Below are 15,091 nucleotides of genomic sequence, written 5' to 3' on the forward strand. Positions count from 1 at the left end.
GCCCGGCGGGCTGCACTCCACCGGGCGGCTGGGTCTTACGCCGGTACGGCCGCGGCAGCCGGGTTGGTGCCACCGGTCAACCCCGCACCGCTCACGGTCAGCGCACCGCCGTCGGGCAGGGTGATCGTGTACGGGCCGCCGGCCGAACCGGTGACCGTCGCACCGTCCACCGTCGACAGCGCGTTGATCGCGGTCTGCACCGCCGTCGCCGTCGCGTTGTAGGTGATGCCCGTCGTGGTCTGGCCGTTGACGGTGATCGTGAACGTGCCACCGGTCGGGGCGCCGGTGATCGTGACGGACCAGGCGGTCTCGCCCTCGATCGTCTCGACCCGCTCGAACACGTCGCGGTTCGGATCGTTGGCGTGATGCACGGTGATCGCGTACATCTCCTGCTCACCCTCGGCCTTGGTGAACGAGCCGAGCTCGAACAGCGCCGGGCGCAGCGACACCCAGATGTCGGTGATGATGTCCTCGTCACGCAGGACGTACATCGTGTAGAAGTACACGCCCCGCGGGGCGCCGATCTTCTTCGCCGTCGAGCCGGGGAGGACGAACTTCCGGGTCACCGAGTTGTCCTCGAGTGCCGTGAAGCCCGTCGACACGGTGCCCTTGCGCGCCTTGCTGCGGTACCGAGAATGACCGAAGGCGTCGTAGTGGACGATCTCCATCTCGGGATTGACGGGGATGCCGGCGGCCGCGTCGAGCAAGCCGACGAACTCCCACGCCTCATGCGGTTCGTCGTCGACCTTTGTGGGGATGAACGGCGTGATGTTGCCGCCGGGGACGGCCGAGCGAGCCAGGACGTAGACCTCGGCCTCGTCCCAGATCCTCGACGCATCGGGATTGACAGCTGGTGCGGTCATGCGAAATACACCCCTTCCAAGGGTGGTCGGTCACCTCGCGGCGACTCAGAGAGATTTGGTGCGAATCTTGGCGATGACGGTGGCGCTCGCCATGAACCCGCCATTGTCGGGATCGCGGTCGTCGATCAGGCCGGAACCCGGGCCGACGTGAGCCAGCCCAGGAACGCGGTGCGACAGGAGCAGGCCGATGCAGCGGCCCGCCAGATCGCGAGCGCGAGTGCGGCCGTCGGCCCAGACGGTGACGCGGATCGTCGACGTCGTCGACACCGGCCACTGCTGCGGGCCGCTGTCGTCGAACACCACCACGGCCGGCGTATCGGTAGGCGTCCACTTCTTCGGCAGGGACATGCCGACGGTCAGCACGGACGAGTCGAACTGTCCGTACAGGAACTCTTCGACCCGATCCGCGGCGTCGGCCGGCGCGCGCGCCGCCTTCACCGCGACCTCACCTCGAGACCCACCATCGCCGCGGCCCGAGTGAGCGAACCGTGCTTGGCCTGCATCGCCTTACCTGCCGGGTGGCAGATCGCCACCGAGACTGCCGCGCGGTCGGAGGTGTAGCTCGTCACCGATACCGTGTCAGCGATGTCCGGCCGCAGTGACGACCGGAGGGCAGCAGCCACCTGCTCACCAACTCCGTTGACCATGTCCCGTACCGCCTGCGAGGTGAGAAGCTCACGCACGCCCGCACGGTCGAGTCGGAACTGAACTCCACTTCGAGATGCCATGATTCACCCCCTTCCGATCACGGCGAGGACTTCCATTGGGTGACGACCCGTACCGAACGGTGACAGCCCGTAGTCGAGAACGCGGACATTGCATATCAATCCGCGGATCTCAAGCTGATCGTCGTTCGTCAGGTCTGGTGCCTTCTTGAAGTAGGCCGTGTACTCGATGGTCTCGCCGTTCCGAGCCTGCCGCGCGTTACGACGAGAGGCGCCGGGGGCTACCGCGCTCGCCTGTAATGGCGTCCGTTCGACCGTGGACGGGATCGGGTTGTTCTTCCGATCCAGACCGCCGGGGGTCTTCCGGATCCGGTACACCACTTCGCTCATGGCAACCTCGGCAGCCGATACCGATCGAGGATCTGCAGCTCGTGCGCGTACATCACCGTCGACCCCTCCGATGCCGTGAAGCTGAACGGGCCGATGGTTTCGGCGGCACCCCCGAGTTCGGAATTCACCGCCCGCGCCGCAGCGTCGACCAGGACGCCGAGCAGATCCGCCGGCTGGTCGTAGCCGTGCTCCATCGTCACCTCGATCGACCGCCACCGGTCCGGCCACCTGCCGCGCAGGCTTCCGTCCGATGACCACTCGACGTCCTCGACCGCCTCACCCTGCACCTTGACCTCCACGAGGGAGATCAGGCGCAGGGTGGGCAGGTTGAGGATCGTGCCGCCGTCGCCGTCGAGCGTGACGGTTTCGACGAGGACCGGTGTGACGTGCCATCCGCAGTACGAGCGGATGGCCGCGGAGGCGACGCCGAGCTGCCACTCCTCGAGTCCGGATCCCGCAAGTAATTCGCGGAACTGTGCGATCCCGACGAGTGGCTGCATGGTCACGCCTCCTTGTTGCGCGTGCGGGAACGTGCCTTGTTCGCCGGAGGCTTCGCGGCCCGGGTCGCGACCTTGTCGGTCACCCCGAGCTTCTTCGCCTCGTCGTCGGACAACTGCACCGTGTGGGTGATCCCGCCAATCACCATCCGGTACTCACGCATCACGGAGCCGTGGTGCCGAGGGTCAGCTTCACGAAGCCGAGGGGCTGACGGACCGCGAGCGCGATGCGCTCCTCGGCGCGGATCGTCACCAGGTTGTTCGTGAAGTCGTCGTCGTGCGAGTTCGTCGACTCGACCCGGACGCCGCCCTTGCGGTACAGCGTCGCCGCCTGAGTGAACGCGCCGACGAGCACGGTGCCGGGAGTGATCGCTGGGGTGACGACGGTGCGCTGACCCCACAGCGGCGGATCCATCGGGACGCCGCCGTTGCCGTACTGCCCGGAGAAGAACCCGCCGCCGAAGTACTGGCCGTTCGCGTCCTTGGACAGCCGGAACTTCTGGTAGTCGATCGGGTTGATGACGATGCCGTCGGCGTTCAGACCCGAGGCAGTCGCGATCTTCGTGATCGCGCGGAACACCGCATCGGCGTCGTCGGCAGGATCTGCCGAAGCCTCGGTCTGGATACCGGACCGATTGAGGATGCCGAGCTGGTTCTGACCGGTGCCGCTGCCATTGAGCAGCTGCTGCTCCTCGAAGACGCCGAGCTTGTAGAGCAGGCGGTTGTCGATCTCGGTCTTGAGGAACGGCGCGTCCTCGACGAGCTCGTCCGAGACCTTGATCCAACCGGCGATCTTCTTCAGAGCGTCGGTCTTCGGCTCGGGCTCAAGGAAGTGGAGCTGCGGCTTCGCGGCACCTTCGGCGACGCCGGCGAAGTCACCTTCAGCGGCCTGCTCGACGAGGTAGGTGATCGCGTTCCCGGAGATCTGCCCCTTGCCGAGCAGGTCGGCGATGACCAGCTTCGGGCGGTAACCCTGGACGATGGTGCGATCGAAGTCCGTCAGGTACGGGGTACCCGCGGTCCAATCGCTGATCGTGTGGGTATCAGTGGCCGCCTTGAAGTCAGGTGCCGACAGGGAGAACCGCCGGCCCTTCACCTGCTTGAGCGAGTCGCCCGCTTCCTTGATGAAGTGCTCACCGAGGGTCATCGCCTTGCGGCCCGAAGAGGTGAAGCCCTTCGGGGCACCGGGCTCGCCTTCACCGCCGTCGTCGCCGCCGGCTGCGGCCGATGCCTCGCCGAGGGCGTCGAGGGCCGACAGCAGCTGGTCACCCTTGAGTGCCGCTGCGATCTGCTCGTCGAACGCCTTCACCTGATCGATCAGACCCTGGACTTCTGCGGCCTGCTCGGGGGTGAGTTCGACGCCGCCGGCCTTCGCGCCGTCGATGATGCCCTGCGCCTTGGCGTACGCCTCCGCGCGCTTTTCCTTGAGGTTCACAGCGAACCCCCTTCTGCCGCCCACATCGGGGTGGCGAGTAGTTGCATGGATAGCGCCAGGGAGACGGACGGATTTGGCGTGGCCTCATCCGGCGCCGACTTGCTGGTCGGCCCGGAGGACGGTTCCTTACCGCTGGCCTGTTCCTGGTCTTGTGCCTCACTGAGAACAGCGAGGACTTGCCCGATAGAGGCAGATGCCTCATCGAGTTGCTTCTGGGCGTCACGCAGAATGTTCTCGTTGGCGGCCGAGAGTGCCCGGCCAGCCTTGGCGCACATCGCCTGTGTGACGGATTTGACGGAGAGGATCTCTGTCTCCTGGTTCGCACCGATCGGCACAACGGAGACTTCGTAGAGCTTCACCTCATCGAGGGACACATGGTCAGGTAGTCCAGCGCCTGCCTTGACATCACGCTTCTTGACGATGTCGAAGGCGAACGACATCTGAGCCAGACGCCGTCCCTTGAGGAGTCGGTAGACCTGAGCGCCCTTGGGTGTGTCTACGTCGATTCTCGCGTGAACCTTCAGGCCGCGATCGTCCTCCTCAGCGGAGATGACAGCGCCGACGTTGAAGTCTGGGTCGCTCATGTTGTGGCCGTAGAGGACCGGCAGGACATTCCCCGACTCGGCCCACTCTTTCAAACTGTTCGCGAATGCGCCCTTGGCAACTACTTCCCCGTAGCTGTCCACATTTCCGAAGACGCTGGCGTAGCCGATGAACTCACCCTCAGCCAGGCCATCGTCTTCATCTTCCTTGACGCTGATCGCGAAGTCCTTAAGCTCCACGGTGCGTTCCTCCTGGTATCAGGTTCGGGGGCATCCGGCGCCGCCTCTCTCGAGATAGGCGATCGCGGATTTCAACCGCTCGATGTCGTCGCCCATATGACCGATCGCGATGTTGCAGCCCATGCACAGCAGGCCACGGACTTCACCGGTCTCGTGGTCATGGTCGACATTCATCAGTTCCCGACCGGAACCCGGATCGTCGGTGCCGCATATTGCGCACCGACCGGACTGCTCTGCGAACAACCGGTCGTAGTCCTCGGGGAGGATCTTGTAGAGGCGCCAGAGCTGCATCCGTCGCCGTTCCTCGGCAGACCGCTTCGGCCGTTTCCGTTCGTACTCACGCAGCCGCTCCGCGTTCTTGGCACGCCAGGCCGCGTTCCGCTTGGACGAGCACGGTTTGCAGTACGGGTACAGGCCGTCCCGGGCTCGCTTGTGAGCGTGGTAATCCGACCTCGGTTTCCCTTCGCCACAGTCGCGACACACCTTCAGCACGTCGGTCGTCTCAAGGGGTACTGACTCAACGCTCACGGTTGTACCTCCTCGGCCGGGTCCGTCCCCGGTGGTTGTTCGTCCGTCGGTTCAGGTGGCGGTGATGATGCGGGCGGATCCGATGCAGCCGGAGCCTGGTTCAGGTTCGATACGAGCAGCGCTGCGTCGCCACCAAGCGCCGGCATGTTCTGCGTTGCACGCGCTTCGTCGGCAGTCATCCACGGACGACCCACCGCGGTCTGCAGCGAGCTGGCTTCCTCCTCGAAGGAGCCGCGCATCTTCTCCTTGACGTTGAACTCGACGAACCGGCCCGGCTGGATCCGCGGTACGAGGAACGTATTGATGCGGTCCTGGATCATCCGCAGCGTCGGGCCGAGCGTGTCGGAGTAGAGCATTCGTGAGAACTCTTTGACGTTCGAGTAGTTCGCGTTGTCGAGGATGCCGACCATCACCGGGTTCACGTGGTAGACCGACGCGACCGTCGTCAGCGACAACTTCGCCGCGTCGATGTACTCGTCTTCCTTCGAGGAGAACCCGAGCCGCTTGAGCTCCATGCCATCCTCGAGCAACGGTGTGCCACCGGCGTTCGTGCCGTTGCCCGAATAGGACTCGCGGTACTGCTTCGCCCACTTCGACTTCGCTTCGTTCGACCACGGCGGCGCCGAGGCAGGGCGTGTGATGAACGCGTCGACGCGGCCGCCGCGCTCCCACCGTTGGCGCCGGTACTCGGTCGCGGCGATCTGCTCGCGCAGTGTCGCCTTCAGCGCCGACACCGGCGACGACCCGATTCGGGCGTCCTCCGGATTCCAGCCGTGGAAGACGAGCATGTCCTCGGCCGGGATGATCACAGACTCGGTGATCTCCGGAAGCGAGACCTCGTACTCCTTGATGCCGAACGCGCCATCGGCTTTCGCGTCGGTCACCCACGTCGGGCGGATCGGCCGGATCGTCCAGCCCGCATCCGACTTCGTGTCGGGCACTACCGCCCAGTACGCGATGTCGTACAGCGCCAGCGTCGCGACCAGGTCGTAGATCAGCTCGTACGTCGTCTGCTGCGGATTCGGCAGCTTGATGAGATCCGACAACGCACCCTCACGCACCCGCACGTGGTTGCCGTCGTCCGACCGCTCGAACACATGGAGTCCGAGCTGTGCGACGTTGCGAGCGAGGAAGTTCACCACCGTCCGCAGGTTCGGCTGATCGCGCCACAGCTTCTCGACGGACTGTCCTCGCAGGCCGTCGAGGTTGACCTCTACGGCCGGCGCCGAACCTGCGGTCGCGCCAGCAGGAGCCTTCGCTCCGAAACCCAGCCAGGAGGCAAGGCCCATCACTACCTCCTAGAGCATGATGAAATCTGATTCCTCATAAGCGGATTGCTGCGGTTCCTCGTCGACGTCGGCCCACATACCGAAGCGGGCCAGTGAGACGCAGACCATCGGCGAGATCACCGAGCCCGTCTTGCGGTCCCAGGTCCACGCGCCACCCGCGCCGGCCGATCGCTTCTCGGCTACCTGCAGCGCGCTCTCGAACAGCTCGTCACCGGTGTGGGAGGTGAGATCCGCTGCGAGCTCGTCGACGAGCGCGCCGTTCGCCTGCGCCTGCTGCTGCTCGTTCACCAGGATGATCTCGACACCGGCGTCCTCGAGGTCGGGGACGATCGACATCGCAGGCGACGAACGCGAGACGCACACCGCGCGAGGATTCTTCTCGTTGACCTTCGTGAGAGTCTCGACCGCGTCGCGGGCCTTGCCGTGGAAGACCACCTCGTAGTGGATGCCGCCGTCGACACGCCGCGTCGCCGCGCCGATCGTCAGCACCGAGCGATCCTCGGGCATATCGAAGGAGACGGCGAAGTCGTCGAAGTCCAACTCCGGCTCGGCGACCACGTGGTCACGCCATGCGTCGAGATCGATCACGGGCTCGAACCTTTCGCCGCTCAGGTCGGTCGGCCAGCGGCCACGACCGAGGATCTCGACGTCGAAGCTGATCTTTCCGCCGGCCGTCACGCCGAGCTCGCGCTGCGTGTTGCGGATCTTCGCCGCCGTCTGGATGACGCCGTACGACGGGCTCGCGTATCGCCAGGTGTCCTCGGAGTCGCGGTCCATCTCCTCCGGAGCCATGAACTCCGAGAAGTACACATCGTCCGGCTCACCCGACAGGCCGAGCTCACGCAACCCCGAGAGCACGAACCCGTCCGGGTGCTGCGCCTCGTTCACCGCCGACGAGGCGAAGATCGTCTGCGGATCGTCGGCAGCCATCTTCAGCGGCGCGAGAGCAGACATCTCGCCGTCGGTCAGCGAGTACGCCTCGTCGTAGATGATCAGGTCGAGCTTGGTGAAGCCGCGGCCGGCATCGGCAGACCGGGTCGTGAAGACGACCTTCCCGCCGTTCTTCAGGTGGATCGTGCCGCGGCCCTGCGAGCAGGTGTGCTTGACGACGTTCCGGAGCAGCGACGGCTGCCCCTCGATCAACGCCCAAATGCGCAGGTAGATGTCCTCGGCGGTCGTCCACCTCTGGGCGGTGTAGATGATGTTCTCGCCCAGCTTGAAGAGCCCGAACAGGACGCGGACGATCAGGATCTCGGACTTACCGTTCTGACGTGGGCAAATGATCACGCACAGCGGGTGCGTCCACATCCCGTCCGGCCGCTTCGCCAGGATCGCGAGCTGAGCATCACGCTGCCACGGCATCGACCGGCTGCCGGCGCGGGCCGCGAGCGTGAGGGCCTTCTCCCCGAGGTCGTGATCTCCGGCCTGCTCGAGGAGGTGGTGCGGCTTCTGCCGGCCGGTGAGTGTCGGCCAATCCTCATAGGTCGGCGAGGATGTCGTCCTCTCGATCGTCGCTCCCGCCGCTGTCACTGCGCCCCCTCATGATCTCCGCACGGATCTGCTTGAGCACGACTGCCTGCTGCCTGGCTTCCTGCATCGCCCCGGTCACTCGGAGCACGTACTCGGTGGAGTCGTCCCGGGCCGGGATCAGGCGCAGCCACTCGTCACTCGCCCCGGTCAGCACCGCGTCGAGCCGGGCCAGCCGGTCGGCGATCCGGGCGGCCTCGGCTGCGAGGGCCAGGTCCACAGCGGCCATACAGGGCGACGTGAGCTCGTCCCAGACAGCGACCCCAGCGGGACCCATGCCCGATGGTCGGAGAGCCTCGGCTCGGCTGACTGGGGGCATCCTGGGGCACCTCCTGCACGTGGCTACAGCGGGCGCGTAAAAATCGCTCACTCGCGGCGACCGAAGGAGTGAGGGGACCGGGGAGCCTGGTGATCTCCAGGCCCCCCGGCTTCGGCCCCAGCGCGCTCATGCAGCCGCCCAGCTGCCTCGCTGGCAGCCCGTCGCGTCAGGGGTCGATCAGGTGGTCACGGCATGGCCGCTTGGAGTGCCGGCCCTGTCCCGATATCGACGGGATGCCTCGGCGCGACAGGTGCGGCAGTGGCGCCGTCCCTGGGAGTCGAGCCAGGTGTTTTCGGCGGTCCGCACATGCCCCTTTTTGCACCGGCCCGTCTCGCGCGACTCGCAACCCCTACGGATGTTCTCCTCGTTGGTCACCGGCTCCATGTGGTCAGGGTTGACGCAGTGCCGGACCCTGCAGAGGTGGTCGATGTGGAGGCCGTCCGGGATCGCTCCCCGATGGCGCTCGTATGAGACACGGTGAGCGGATAGAGGCCTGCCGCCGACCTTGATGCGCCCGTACCCATCTCGATCCAAACATCCGGCCCACTCCCAGCAGCCGGTCTCCGGATTGATTGTGCTGTTGCGCTGAATGCGCACACTGAGGTCTACCCTTGCCATGTCGACTCCTAGACAGTCGTCAGCCCCGGGCCTGGTAGCACAGGCGCCGGGGCGTCTTGGTAGTTACAGCCACTGCCTCGTGGTCAGCGGCTTCTGTGGTGCCGGCTCTTCGCTCGATGCGATAGCCGGCCGTTCATGGTCTCGGGATCCATCGCCGCGAGATCGGTTGCAGTGCCGGTGAAGCAGCCGGTCGGCTGTGACGCCGCCCTGCGACCGTGAGGTGCTGTGGTCGGCCTCGAGCTGCGCCCCGTCCCAGTTCTGTGCGGGATCGCGGTACATAGCCCTGTTGCACCACCAGCACAGCGTGCCGTCGACGTGGGATGCCTTGAGTCGCTCGCGCTGCTTCTGGTGTTGCCACCCGAGGTTCGGGTCGGTCTTGCGCTTGGCCTTGCTGATCCCACGGGTCGGGTCCTGCTGGGCGTACCAGTTGCGGATGGCACCTTGCATCCACCATGGCCGCTCTCGCTTGGCGCGTTCGAGGACGACGTCCATGCCAGGGTCGATCACTTGGATGTGTGCGCCTCGGGCTCGGTAGGTGTCGAGCAGCTGGCGGCTCGGCGTGGAGTGGATGAGGTAGACGTCGACGTCACGGCTGAGGGTGAGTGCCTTGTCGATGGCAGCTTGGCGCGCCGCCTTGGTCACAGCCTTCACTGCTTTGCTGTGCTCGTGCTTGGACTCGCCGTCGCGTGGCGGTGAGAGGGCGAGGGCGATGAGGTCGTGGTCGATGATCACGTCGTCAGGTCCGGCCTGCTGCCGGCACCAGGTGCTCTTGCCTGCGGCGGGCGGGCCGATGACGACGGTGAGCATTGGCCCTCCTTCACTCCCGGATGGGCGGTGTCACCACCACACGCCGGTGGATATCACGCCGAGGATGTACGCGATCGTGATGACGACTGCCGCAATGGATGCGGCGGCGGCGAGAAGGGCTAGAATCGCGAGTCTCCATGTCGGCACGGTCAGCTCCTCAAATTGGGACCACTCGGGCAGCGTGCCCCTCTGCTCATGGGAGATCGGGCGTCGTGGGGGTGCTTCGCCGGCGTTGCTACGACGTTGGGACCCGAGTGGTGGTCGAGGGGTCTCGGCATGTGGCCTGAGACGACGAAACCCGACGGTAGAGACACGTCGGGTAGTTCGCCTTCATGATTACACGCAGGTCAGCGCGTTGTCACCTTCACGCGCCCACGTTGCGTGTCGCCGCCTGTCGACGCGCGGCTTGCGCGATGAGCACGCGCACATCACCGAGCCGGTAGACGGGCTGATCGCTGCGCCGGATCCAGTGGTCGGTGATCTGCCCGTCGGGTGTGCGCCAGCCTCGCGGCCGTAGCTCACGCCGATTCGCCCACACGTGAATCGTGTTGGGGCGTACGTCTTCTCCGTACGCGGCGAGGACGCGCACGAGATCGGGCACAGTGAAGCTCATCTGCTCGGCGTTGCGCAGCGCCTGGTCGTCGAGGATCTGCACGTTGTGCATGGCGCCACACCGCCGGCACCTGACCCAGTCCTCACCACGCTCGGCGTAGAGGTCGGTCTCGCACAGGCCGCCGTCGACGATGGCACTGCACGGGCCCTTGTAGACGAGACCAGGCTGGTTGTCGATGGCCGAGCGTGCGCTGGCGACGACGTCGGTGATCTCGTCGTAGAGCTCGTCGATGTACGGGTACCGGCGCAGGTCGTGATGATGGCAGGCGAGCCACACTGCGGCGAGCTCGATGGGCAGCAGTGGTTCTCCGGTGAGCGCTGCCGGGTCGGGTCGCCCGCCGCCGCGGTTGTTGCCGGCGAGCTGGCGCAGGCCTCGGCGCTCGAGGATGTCGGCGAGATCGACGTCGAGCGTGTCGGCAACGCTGCGTGCCCATCCGCCGACGGCGTTGACGACGGCATCGAGCGGGAAGGCTCGCGGGTTGCCGTTGCGGTCGGCTGCGTAGGGCAGGAGCGTTTCGGCGCTCTTGCCGACGGTCTTGCCACGGCTCATGCGGGCTTGCCGGGTGAGGGTGACGGTCATGTCGGCGATGAGGCTCGGCACGGCGAGCAGGTCGCTCGTGAGCGTCCCGGTACAGGTCTCGCAGAGCGGGAAGTGGTCGGCGACGGTGCGGCCGCAGTTGTGGCATTCGACGCTGGTCACGGCGCCTCTCCGTTCGCGATCTCGAGCAGGACATCCGCGTGGCAGGGACGGTCGGGCGGGCACCAGCATGCAAGGTCACGGCCGGCGAGCTCTGCGCGGATCTCGTCGATGCTCGGATAGGTCCACTCAACCGGGCCGCGGCCGCCACTGACGTAGCGCCAATTTGGGAATGCGAGCCTGCCTTTCGTAGCGAGAACCCGGAAGTCGCGGACCGTGAGTGTGGCGACTCCGCGCTCGTCGAGGCTCGGGTACTGGGCTGCCACGTCGGATAGCCCGATCGGGTTGCCCCATTTGCTTCCGCGGCCGACGTAGACGACACCTTCGGGCATCCGCCATCCAGCGGTGCGTCGGCGCTGAATCCGTGTCGGGTTCATCGGTTCCTCCTGCGTCGCTGACGGTTCGGTTGGACGGCCCACATGGGCGGCTCGTTGGACGGGCGCGGCAGGGCGCGCTCCTGTGGCGTCTGCGGTTCCGTCTCGGGCTCGGGATCAGTCGCGAAGGGATTCGGCGGAAGAGTCCACGAGAGGCCGACGTCGTTGAGTACGTCCCGCATCACGTCCTGAATCGAACGCAGGCGATTTTCCAGGACCTCAGCGGGAGTCAGGGTGAACGGGATTCCCCGCCGCTCAAGAAAGGGGTTCGACCACATCTCGCTTCGGACCACCATCAAGCGGTCGAGTGTCCAAGCCCCGGGGGGGGCGTCCCCATTCGGCGGTTATCACCCCTTCGCGAATGCGCCTGAGCTGCGCCGGATTCGCCCACGGTCCGATGAACTCGGAGCCGGGGCACCAGATCGGCGAGTCGTCCTCGTCGACGCGGTACTGATCGAGCTGATCGGCACACGCCGGGCATCCGCAGTAGTAGGCGCGCATCTCGCGCACACGCTCGGTCATCGGCAGGCCGTGCCACTCACCGTCGCAGTGGGGGCACTTGTCGATGCCGACGTTGTAGTCGTAGCCGGTGCGCTCGTCGTAGCGGCTGAGCTGCTCATCGACGAGCTCGTCGATGCGGTCAACGATGTCGCGGTCAGACACGGGTCAGCTCCTTCGGCCAGTTGACGTTCGGTGAGACATGGCAGGGCAGTTCGGGTTCGTGCCACCCGAGGCGGTGCGCGCCCATCGATGCGAGCAGCAGCGCGTCGGCGGCGTTGTGGTCGCGCACCTTCGCGTGCGGCCAAAGTTCGCGGGCCGCGGCGAGCATCGCGGGCTTCTCGGCGCGGCCGTCGCCGGTCGCGAACTTCTTGAGCGTCGTCGGCGAGACGGTCGCGATGGGGATCTTGCGTGCGGCGAGGAAGGCGAGCAGCGCCCAGTAGAGCCCGCAGCGTTCGGAGTGCTTGCCGGGTGCGTTCGGGTTGGGCCGGGGGAGTGCTTCGACGACGACGAGCGAGACTTTCGCGGGCATCGATCGCAGGATCGCGTCGCGTTGCCGCTCGATGCGCAGTGCGGTCTCGGAGTCAGTGGCATCGATTGACCCTCCAGCGCCGACGGAGACGCATCGGGGGACGTTGGGGGTACCCGCGTGCTGGGGATGGGGGATAGCGGCGATCCCAGCGGCCGTGAGCGAGGGGTCGAGCCCGACGACGTACGTCACGCTGCCCCCTTCGGCTTCGCGATGGCAGCTCGGACCGCGGCCATGCCGCGCTGGGCGCGCTCGGCCGTGTGTGGGTCGTGATCGCACACGGCGGTGCCGGCGTAGCCCTCGTCATCGCACAGCTCGCATTCGAGGATGGCCCGGGCTCGGAGTTCGGCTCGCTCCAGCGCTGCGGCCGAGCGGGCGGTGATGACGTCGAGGTCTCGCCGAGCCTCCCATTCACGGCGTGCGCGCTTGGCGTCGCCGCAGGCGCGGCATGGCGCATCCGTTCCGCCGGGGTGTCGAGGGCAATGAGGGGAGGGTGGTGTTTCGCCCTCGCGCGCGTGTGCGTACGCGCGCGACCCCCCAACTGAATTACTACCTAAAGAGAGTTCTCCTACTCCCTCTCCTACTCCTAGGGGTTCCGGAACCCTTTCGGAAGGGTTCGAAATCGGAAGGGTTCCGGAAGGGTTCGCGAACTGTTCGACCTGGGGATTTGCCGAAGGGTTCGGGAAGGGTTGCGAAACCGTTCCGGAAGGGTTCGAGAAGGGTTCCGGAAGGGTTCGGGTGATGGGACCTGGATCGATCTCTTCGGCCACGAGATCGGCATCGGCTCGACTCAGCCGGCGCAGTTCGACGGCGACCTCGTGACGCAGGAAATCGGACTCGACGAGACGCGCCGACTTCAGCGCGGACTTGAGGAGGTTCGGCGACTTCACGACCTGTGAGTTGCGCGCGTACGAGCGGATGAACAACTCCTCGGTGTCCTCGTCGAAGAACACGAACCGGTGCTCCTGGAGCTCGTGCAGAGCACGCCAGACGTCGTCGATCGTGGTGTGGTCGCACCCCTTGGACCACTGGGAGACCATCAGGGGCTGCATCCCCATGCGGTCGAGATCACGCTGGGAGAGCAGAAGCATGTACATGCGTTGCGCTTCCGGGGTGCGGGCGCGGAAGTCCTTGTCTCGCCAGATCGTGACGCTGATCTGTCCAACGCTGTTCGCCATCAGGATGCCCTCCTTTCTTCGTTGTCGGTGGGGTAGATGTGCCCGGACATCGGGCAGGTGTGGTGTGCGGTGTCGTCGTGTCGGCAGACGCGGCCGGTGCAGTCGGTGGCGTGCACCTGGCGACGGCAGACGGGGCAGGGGACGGTCATGGCGAGTCGCTCTCGTCGTCGATGTCTGCGTCGGTGAGTGATATGCCGAGATCTCCGCCTGGGCCGCCGCTAATCGTGATCTGACTTCCGTCATCGAGTTCGATGACTCGGCTGCGCGTCGTGTCGTCGGGTGAGGGGGTCATGAGAGCTCCTAGAAGAGCGTGGGTTCGGTGTCGCGGGATTCGGCTGGCGCGAGAAGCTCGGCGGTGACCTGGCGCTGTTCCTCGCGAGTCGCGGTCAGTGCCTCGCGGGCTCGCTCGCGCTGCTCGTCCGTGAGTGCTGCAGACCAGGCCGTGATCTGAGCCCAGGTGAGCGTGACGGCGTGCTCGAGGTCGCGGGCGGTGCGCTGGCGGGTGTAGTCGCCGTAGCCGGTCATTGCGATGCCCCATCGGTACGTGGCGCGCATGAGTCGCGCTGCCCGACACTGCTCGTCGAGCGGGGTGCCTCCGCCATGCCGCTCGCGCAGGCTCGAGCAGGCGCCATCAGGGTCGACGGCGAGGCCGAGGATCTGCCACGGGTCGAGTTCGGCGAGGAGGCGGAGCTGGTTGGGGGTCACGGCCGGCCACCTACCGAGTTGTCTTCCGATGGATTTTTGCTGCCATGCCATTGGTTAGAAATTTTTCCAATGGCATGGGCCCGTTTTGCCACCGTTTCGGACTCGCGTCGCGGGTGGTCTCCGGTGATCCGTTCGAGGGCGCCTGCGATGTCGCGGAGCAGAGCGGTGGTCCCGATGGCACCGAACTCGAGGTAGAGCTCGGCGTCGGTTCGGAGCTGCGCGGCGTAGTCGCGGACGCTGTCGATCCGGGTCTGCTCGTCGGCGTTCACAGCGACTCGATTCGTCGGTCACACGCCTCGGCGATCCGCAGCGCCAGTCGGGCGCCGAGGGTCGCCCCCGCCGTCGCGGCCGAGAGGCACACGACGACGAGGGCGGAGAGCTCGGGGCGGGTCATTACGCGACGCCGTCCGGCTCGTCGGCGGCGGAGAACTGCGGGCCGTCGAACTTCACGACCTTCGCGGCGACGTCACCGAGCGTCTCGGGCTCGTCATCCTGGTCGTCCTCGTCGGCCGAGTCGAAGAGGTTCGGCTCCTCGTCGACTTCGTCCTCGATCGACTCGTCGACGCCCGAGAGGACCCGAACGACCTTCATGTTCACCGACTTGCGCGTGCCCTCGTTTGCCATGGCGCGCTCGGTGTGCGACTGGCAGACGGCGATGATCGTGTACGTGCGCTGCTCGCCGATCTGGGGCACATCCTCGAAGTCCTCGGCGGAGAGGCCGGAGAACTGGAGTCGAGCCGAGTCGATCAGGGGCTGGTTCTGAGACATGCTGTGCTCC

General features: G+C 66.2%; 24 protein-coding genes. All 24 read right to left on the minus strand.

The annotated features are described in order from the left end of the window. Window positions 1–35: 35 nt before the first annotated feature. On the minus strand, window positions 36–863 hold the full coding sequence (locus AC6CID_RS22210) for a hypothetical protein (RefSeq protein WP_498354488.1): 828 nt from the start codon (window positions 861–863) through the stop codon (window positions 36–38). 45 nt (window positions 864–908) lie between these two features. Beyond that, on the minus strand, window positions 909–1,301 hold the full coding sequence (locus tag AC6CID_RS22215; protein ID WP_498354489.1) for a hypothetical protein: 393 nt from the start codon (window positions 1,299–1,301) through the stop codon (window positions 909–911). Continuing rightward, entirely contained in the window at window positions 1,298–1,546 is a 249-nt protein-coding gene (locus AC6CID_RS22220) for a hypothetical protein (protein ID WP_498354490.1), read from the minus strand. Before AC6CID_RS22220 ends, AC6CID_RS22215 begins: the two co-directional genes overlap by 4 nt. Window positions 1,547–1,594: 48 nt before the next feature. Then, on the minus strand, window positions 1,595–1,918 hold the full coding sequence (locus AC6CID_RS22225) for a hypothetical protein (RefSeq protein WP_498354491.1): 324 nt from the start codon (window positions 1,916–1,918) through the stop codon (window positions 1,595–1,597). Next, window positions 1,915–2,424, minus strand: a complete 510-nt coding sequence (locus tag AC6CID_RS22230; RefSeq protein ID WP_498354492.1) for a hypothetical protein — start codon at window positions 2,422–2,424, stop codon at window positions 1,915–1,917. The genes AC6CID_RS22225 and AC6CID_RS22230 overlap by 4 nt, the downstream gene beginning before the upstream one ends. Further along, complete coding sequence (locus tag AC6CID_RS22235; protein WP_498354493.1) at window positions 2,421–2,564, minus strand: hypothetical protein; 144 nt, start codon at window positions 2,562–2,564, stop codon at window positions 2,421–2,423. Before AC6CID_RS22235 ends, AC6CID_RS22230 begins: the two co-directional genes overlap by 4 nt. A gap of 14 nt (window positions 2,565–2,578) precedes the next feature. Then, window positions 2,579–3,850 carry a phage major capsid protein gene (locus tag AC6CID_RS22240; RefSeq protein ID WP_498354494.1) on the minus strand — a complete coding sequence of 424 codons (1,272 nt, stop codon included), beginning with the start codon at window positions 3,848–3,850 and terminating at the stop codon, window positions 2,579–2,581. Next, window positions 3,847–4,632, minus strand: coding sequence for an HK97 family phage prohead protease (locus AC6CID_RS22245; RefSeq protein WP_498354495.1), 786 nt, complete (start codon window positions 4,630–4,632; stop codon window positions 3,847–3,849). Before AC6CID_RS22245 ends, AC6CID_RS22240 begins: the two co-directional genes overlap by 4 nt. An 18-nt stretch (window positions 4,633–4,650) precedes the next feature. After that, entirely contained in the window at window positions 4,651–4,923 is a 273-nt protein-coding gene (locus AC6CID_RS22250; protein WP_498354496.1) for an endonuclease VII domain-containing protein, read from the minus strand. Between the two features lie 233 nt (window positions 4,924–5,156). Then, window positions 5,157–6,449, minus strand: coding sequence for a phage portal protein (locus tag AC6CID_RS22255; protein WP_498354497.1), 1,293 nt, complete (start codon window positions 6,447–6,449; stop codon window positions 5,157–5,159). Window positions 6,450–6,458: 9 nt separating this feature from the next. Further along, window positions 6,459–7,979 (minus strand): terminase large subunit domain-containing protein, encoded by a 1,521-nt coding sequence (locus AC6CID_RS22260; protein ID WP_498354498.1) that lies wholly within the window; start codon window positions 7,977–7,979, stop codon window positions 6,459–6,461. Beyond that, complete coding sequence (locus AC6CID_RS22265) at window positions 7,927–8,205, minus strand: hypothetical protein (RefSeq protein WP_498354499.1); 279 nt, start codon at window positions 8,203–8,205, stop codon at window positions 7,927–7,929. Before AC6CID_RS22265 ends, AC6CID_RS22260 begins: the two co-directional genes overlap by 53 nt. A 267-nt stretch (window positions 8,206–8,472) precedes the next feature. Then, a complete protein-coding gene (locus AC6CID_RS22270) occupies window positions 8,473–8,913 on the minus strand; it encodes an HNH endonuclease signature motif containing protein (protein ID WP_498354500.1) in 441 nt (146 codons plus the stop codon). 63 nt (window positions 8,914–8,976) lie between these two features. Continuing rightward, the gene (locus tag AC6CID_RS22275) at window positions 8,977–9,720 is read right to left on the minus strand and encodes a hypothetical protein (RefSeq protein ID WP_498354501.1); all 744 of its coding nucleotides are present in this window, start codon (window positions 9,718–9,720) and stop codon (window positions 8,977–8,979) included. Between the two features lie 364 nt (window positions 9,721–10,084). Then, window positions 10,085–11,032: a hypothetical protein gene (locus AC6CID_RS22280; RefSeq protein WP_498354502.1), complete on the minus strand. Its 948-nt coding sequence runs from the start codon at window positions 11,030–11,032 to the stop codon at window positions 10,085–10,087. Next, window positions 11,029–11,406 (minus strand): DUF4326 domain-containing protein, encoded by a 378-nt coding sequence (locus AC6CID_RS22285; RefSeq protein WP_498354503.1) that lies wholly within the window; start codon window positions 11,404–11,406, stop codon window positions 11,029–11,031. Before AC6CID_RS22285 ends, AC6CID_RS22280 begins: the two co-directional genes overlap by 4 nt. Window positions 11,407–11,658: 252 nt before the next feature. Beyond that, window positions 11,659–12,066 (minus strand): hypothetical protein, encoded by a 408-nt coding sequence (locus tag AC6CID_RS22290; RefSeq protein ID WP_498354504.1) that lies wholly within the window; start codon window positions 12,064–12,066, stop codon window positions 11,659–11,661. After that, window positions 12,059–12,622, minus strand: a complete 564-nt coding sequence (locus AC6CID_RS22295) for a hypothetical protein (protein WP_498354505.1) — start codon at window positions 12,620–12,622, stop codon at window positions 12,059–12,061. The genes AC6CID_RS22290 and AC6CID_RS22295 overlap by 8 nt, the downstream gene beginning before the upstream one ends. Next, window positions 12,619–13,608 carry a hypothetical protein gene (locus AC6CID_RS22300; RefSeq protein ID WP_498354506.1) on the minus strand — a complete coding sequence of 330 codons (990 nt, stop codon included), beginning with the start codon at window positions 13,606–13,608 and terminating at the stop codon, window positions 12,619–12,621. The genes AC6CID_RS22295 and AC6CID_RS22300 overlap by 4 nt, the downstream gene beginning before the upstream one ends. Window positions 13,609–13,753: 145 nt before the next feature. Next, window positions 13,754–13,900, minus strand: a complete 147-nt coding sequence (locus tag AC6CID_RS22305) for a hypothetical protein (protein ID WP_498354507.1) — start codon at window positions 13,898–13,900, stop codon at window positions 13,754–13,756. A gap of 8 nt (window positions 13,901–13,908) precedes the next feature. Then, window positions 13,909–14,313: a hypothetical protein gene (locus tag AC6CID_RS22310; RefSeq protein WP_498354508.1), complete on the minus strand. Its 405-nt coding sequence runs from the start codon at window positions 14,311–14,313 to the stop codon at window positions 13,909–13,911. After that, window positions 14,310–14,582, minus strand: a complete 273-nt coding sequence (locus tag AC6CID_RS22315) for a hypothetical protein (RefSeq protein WP_498354509.1) — start codon at window positions 14,580–14,582, stop codon at window positions 14,310–14,312. The genes AC6CID_RS22310 and AC6CID_RS22315 overlap by 4 nt, the downstream gene beginning before the upstream one ends. Then, on the minus strand, window positions 14,579–14,707 hold the full coding sequence (locus AC6CID_RS22320) for a hypothetical protein (RefSeq protein ID WP_498354510.1): 129 nt from the start codon (window positions 14,705–14,707) through the stop codon (window positions 14,579–14,581). The genes AC6CID_RS22315 and AC6CID_RS22320 overlap by 4 nt, the downstream gene beginning before the upstream one ends. Then, entirely contained in the window at window positions 14,707–15,081 is a 375-nt protein-coding gene (locus AC6CID_RS22325; protein WP_498354511.1) for a hypothetical protein, read from the minus strand. The genes AC6CID_RS22320 and AC6CID_RS22325 overlap by 1 nt, the downstream gene beginning before the upstream one ends. Window positions 15,082–15,091: the final 10 nt, after the last annotated feature.

The organism is Rhodococcus sp. GQ147 (assembly GCF_059759155.1).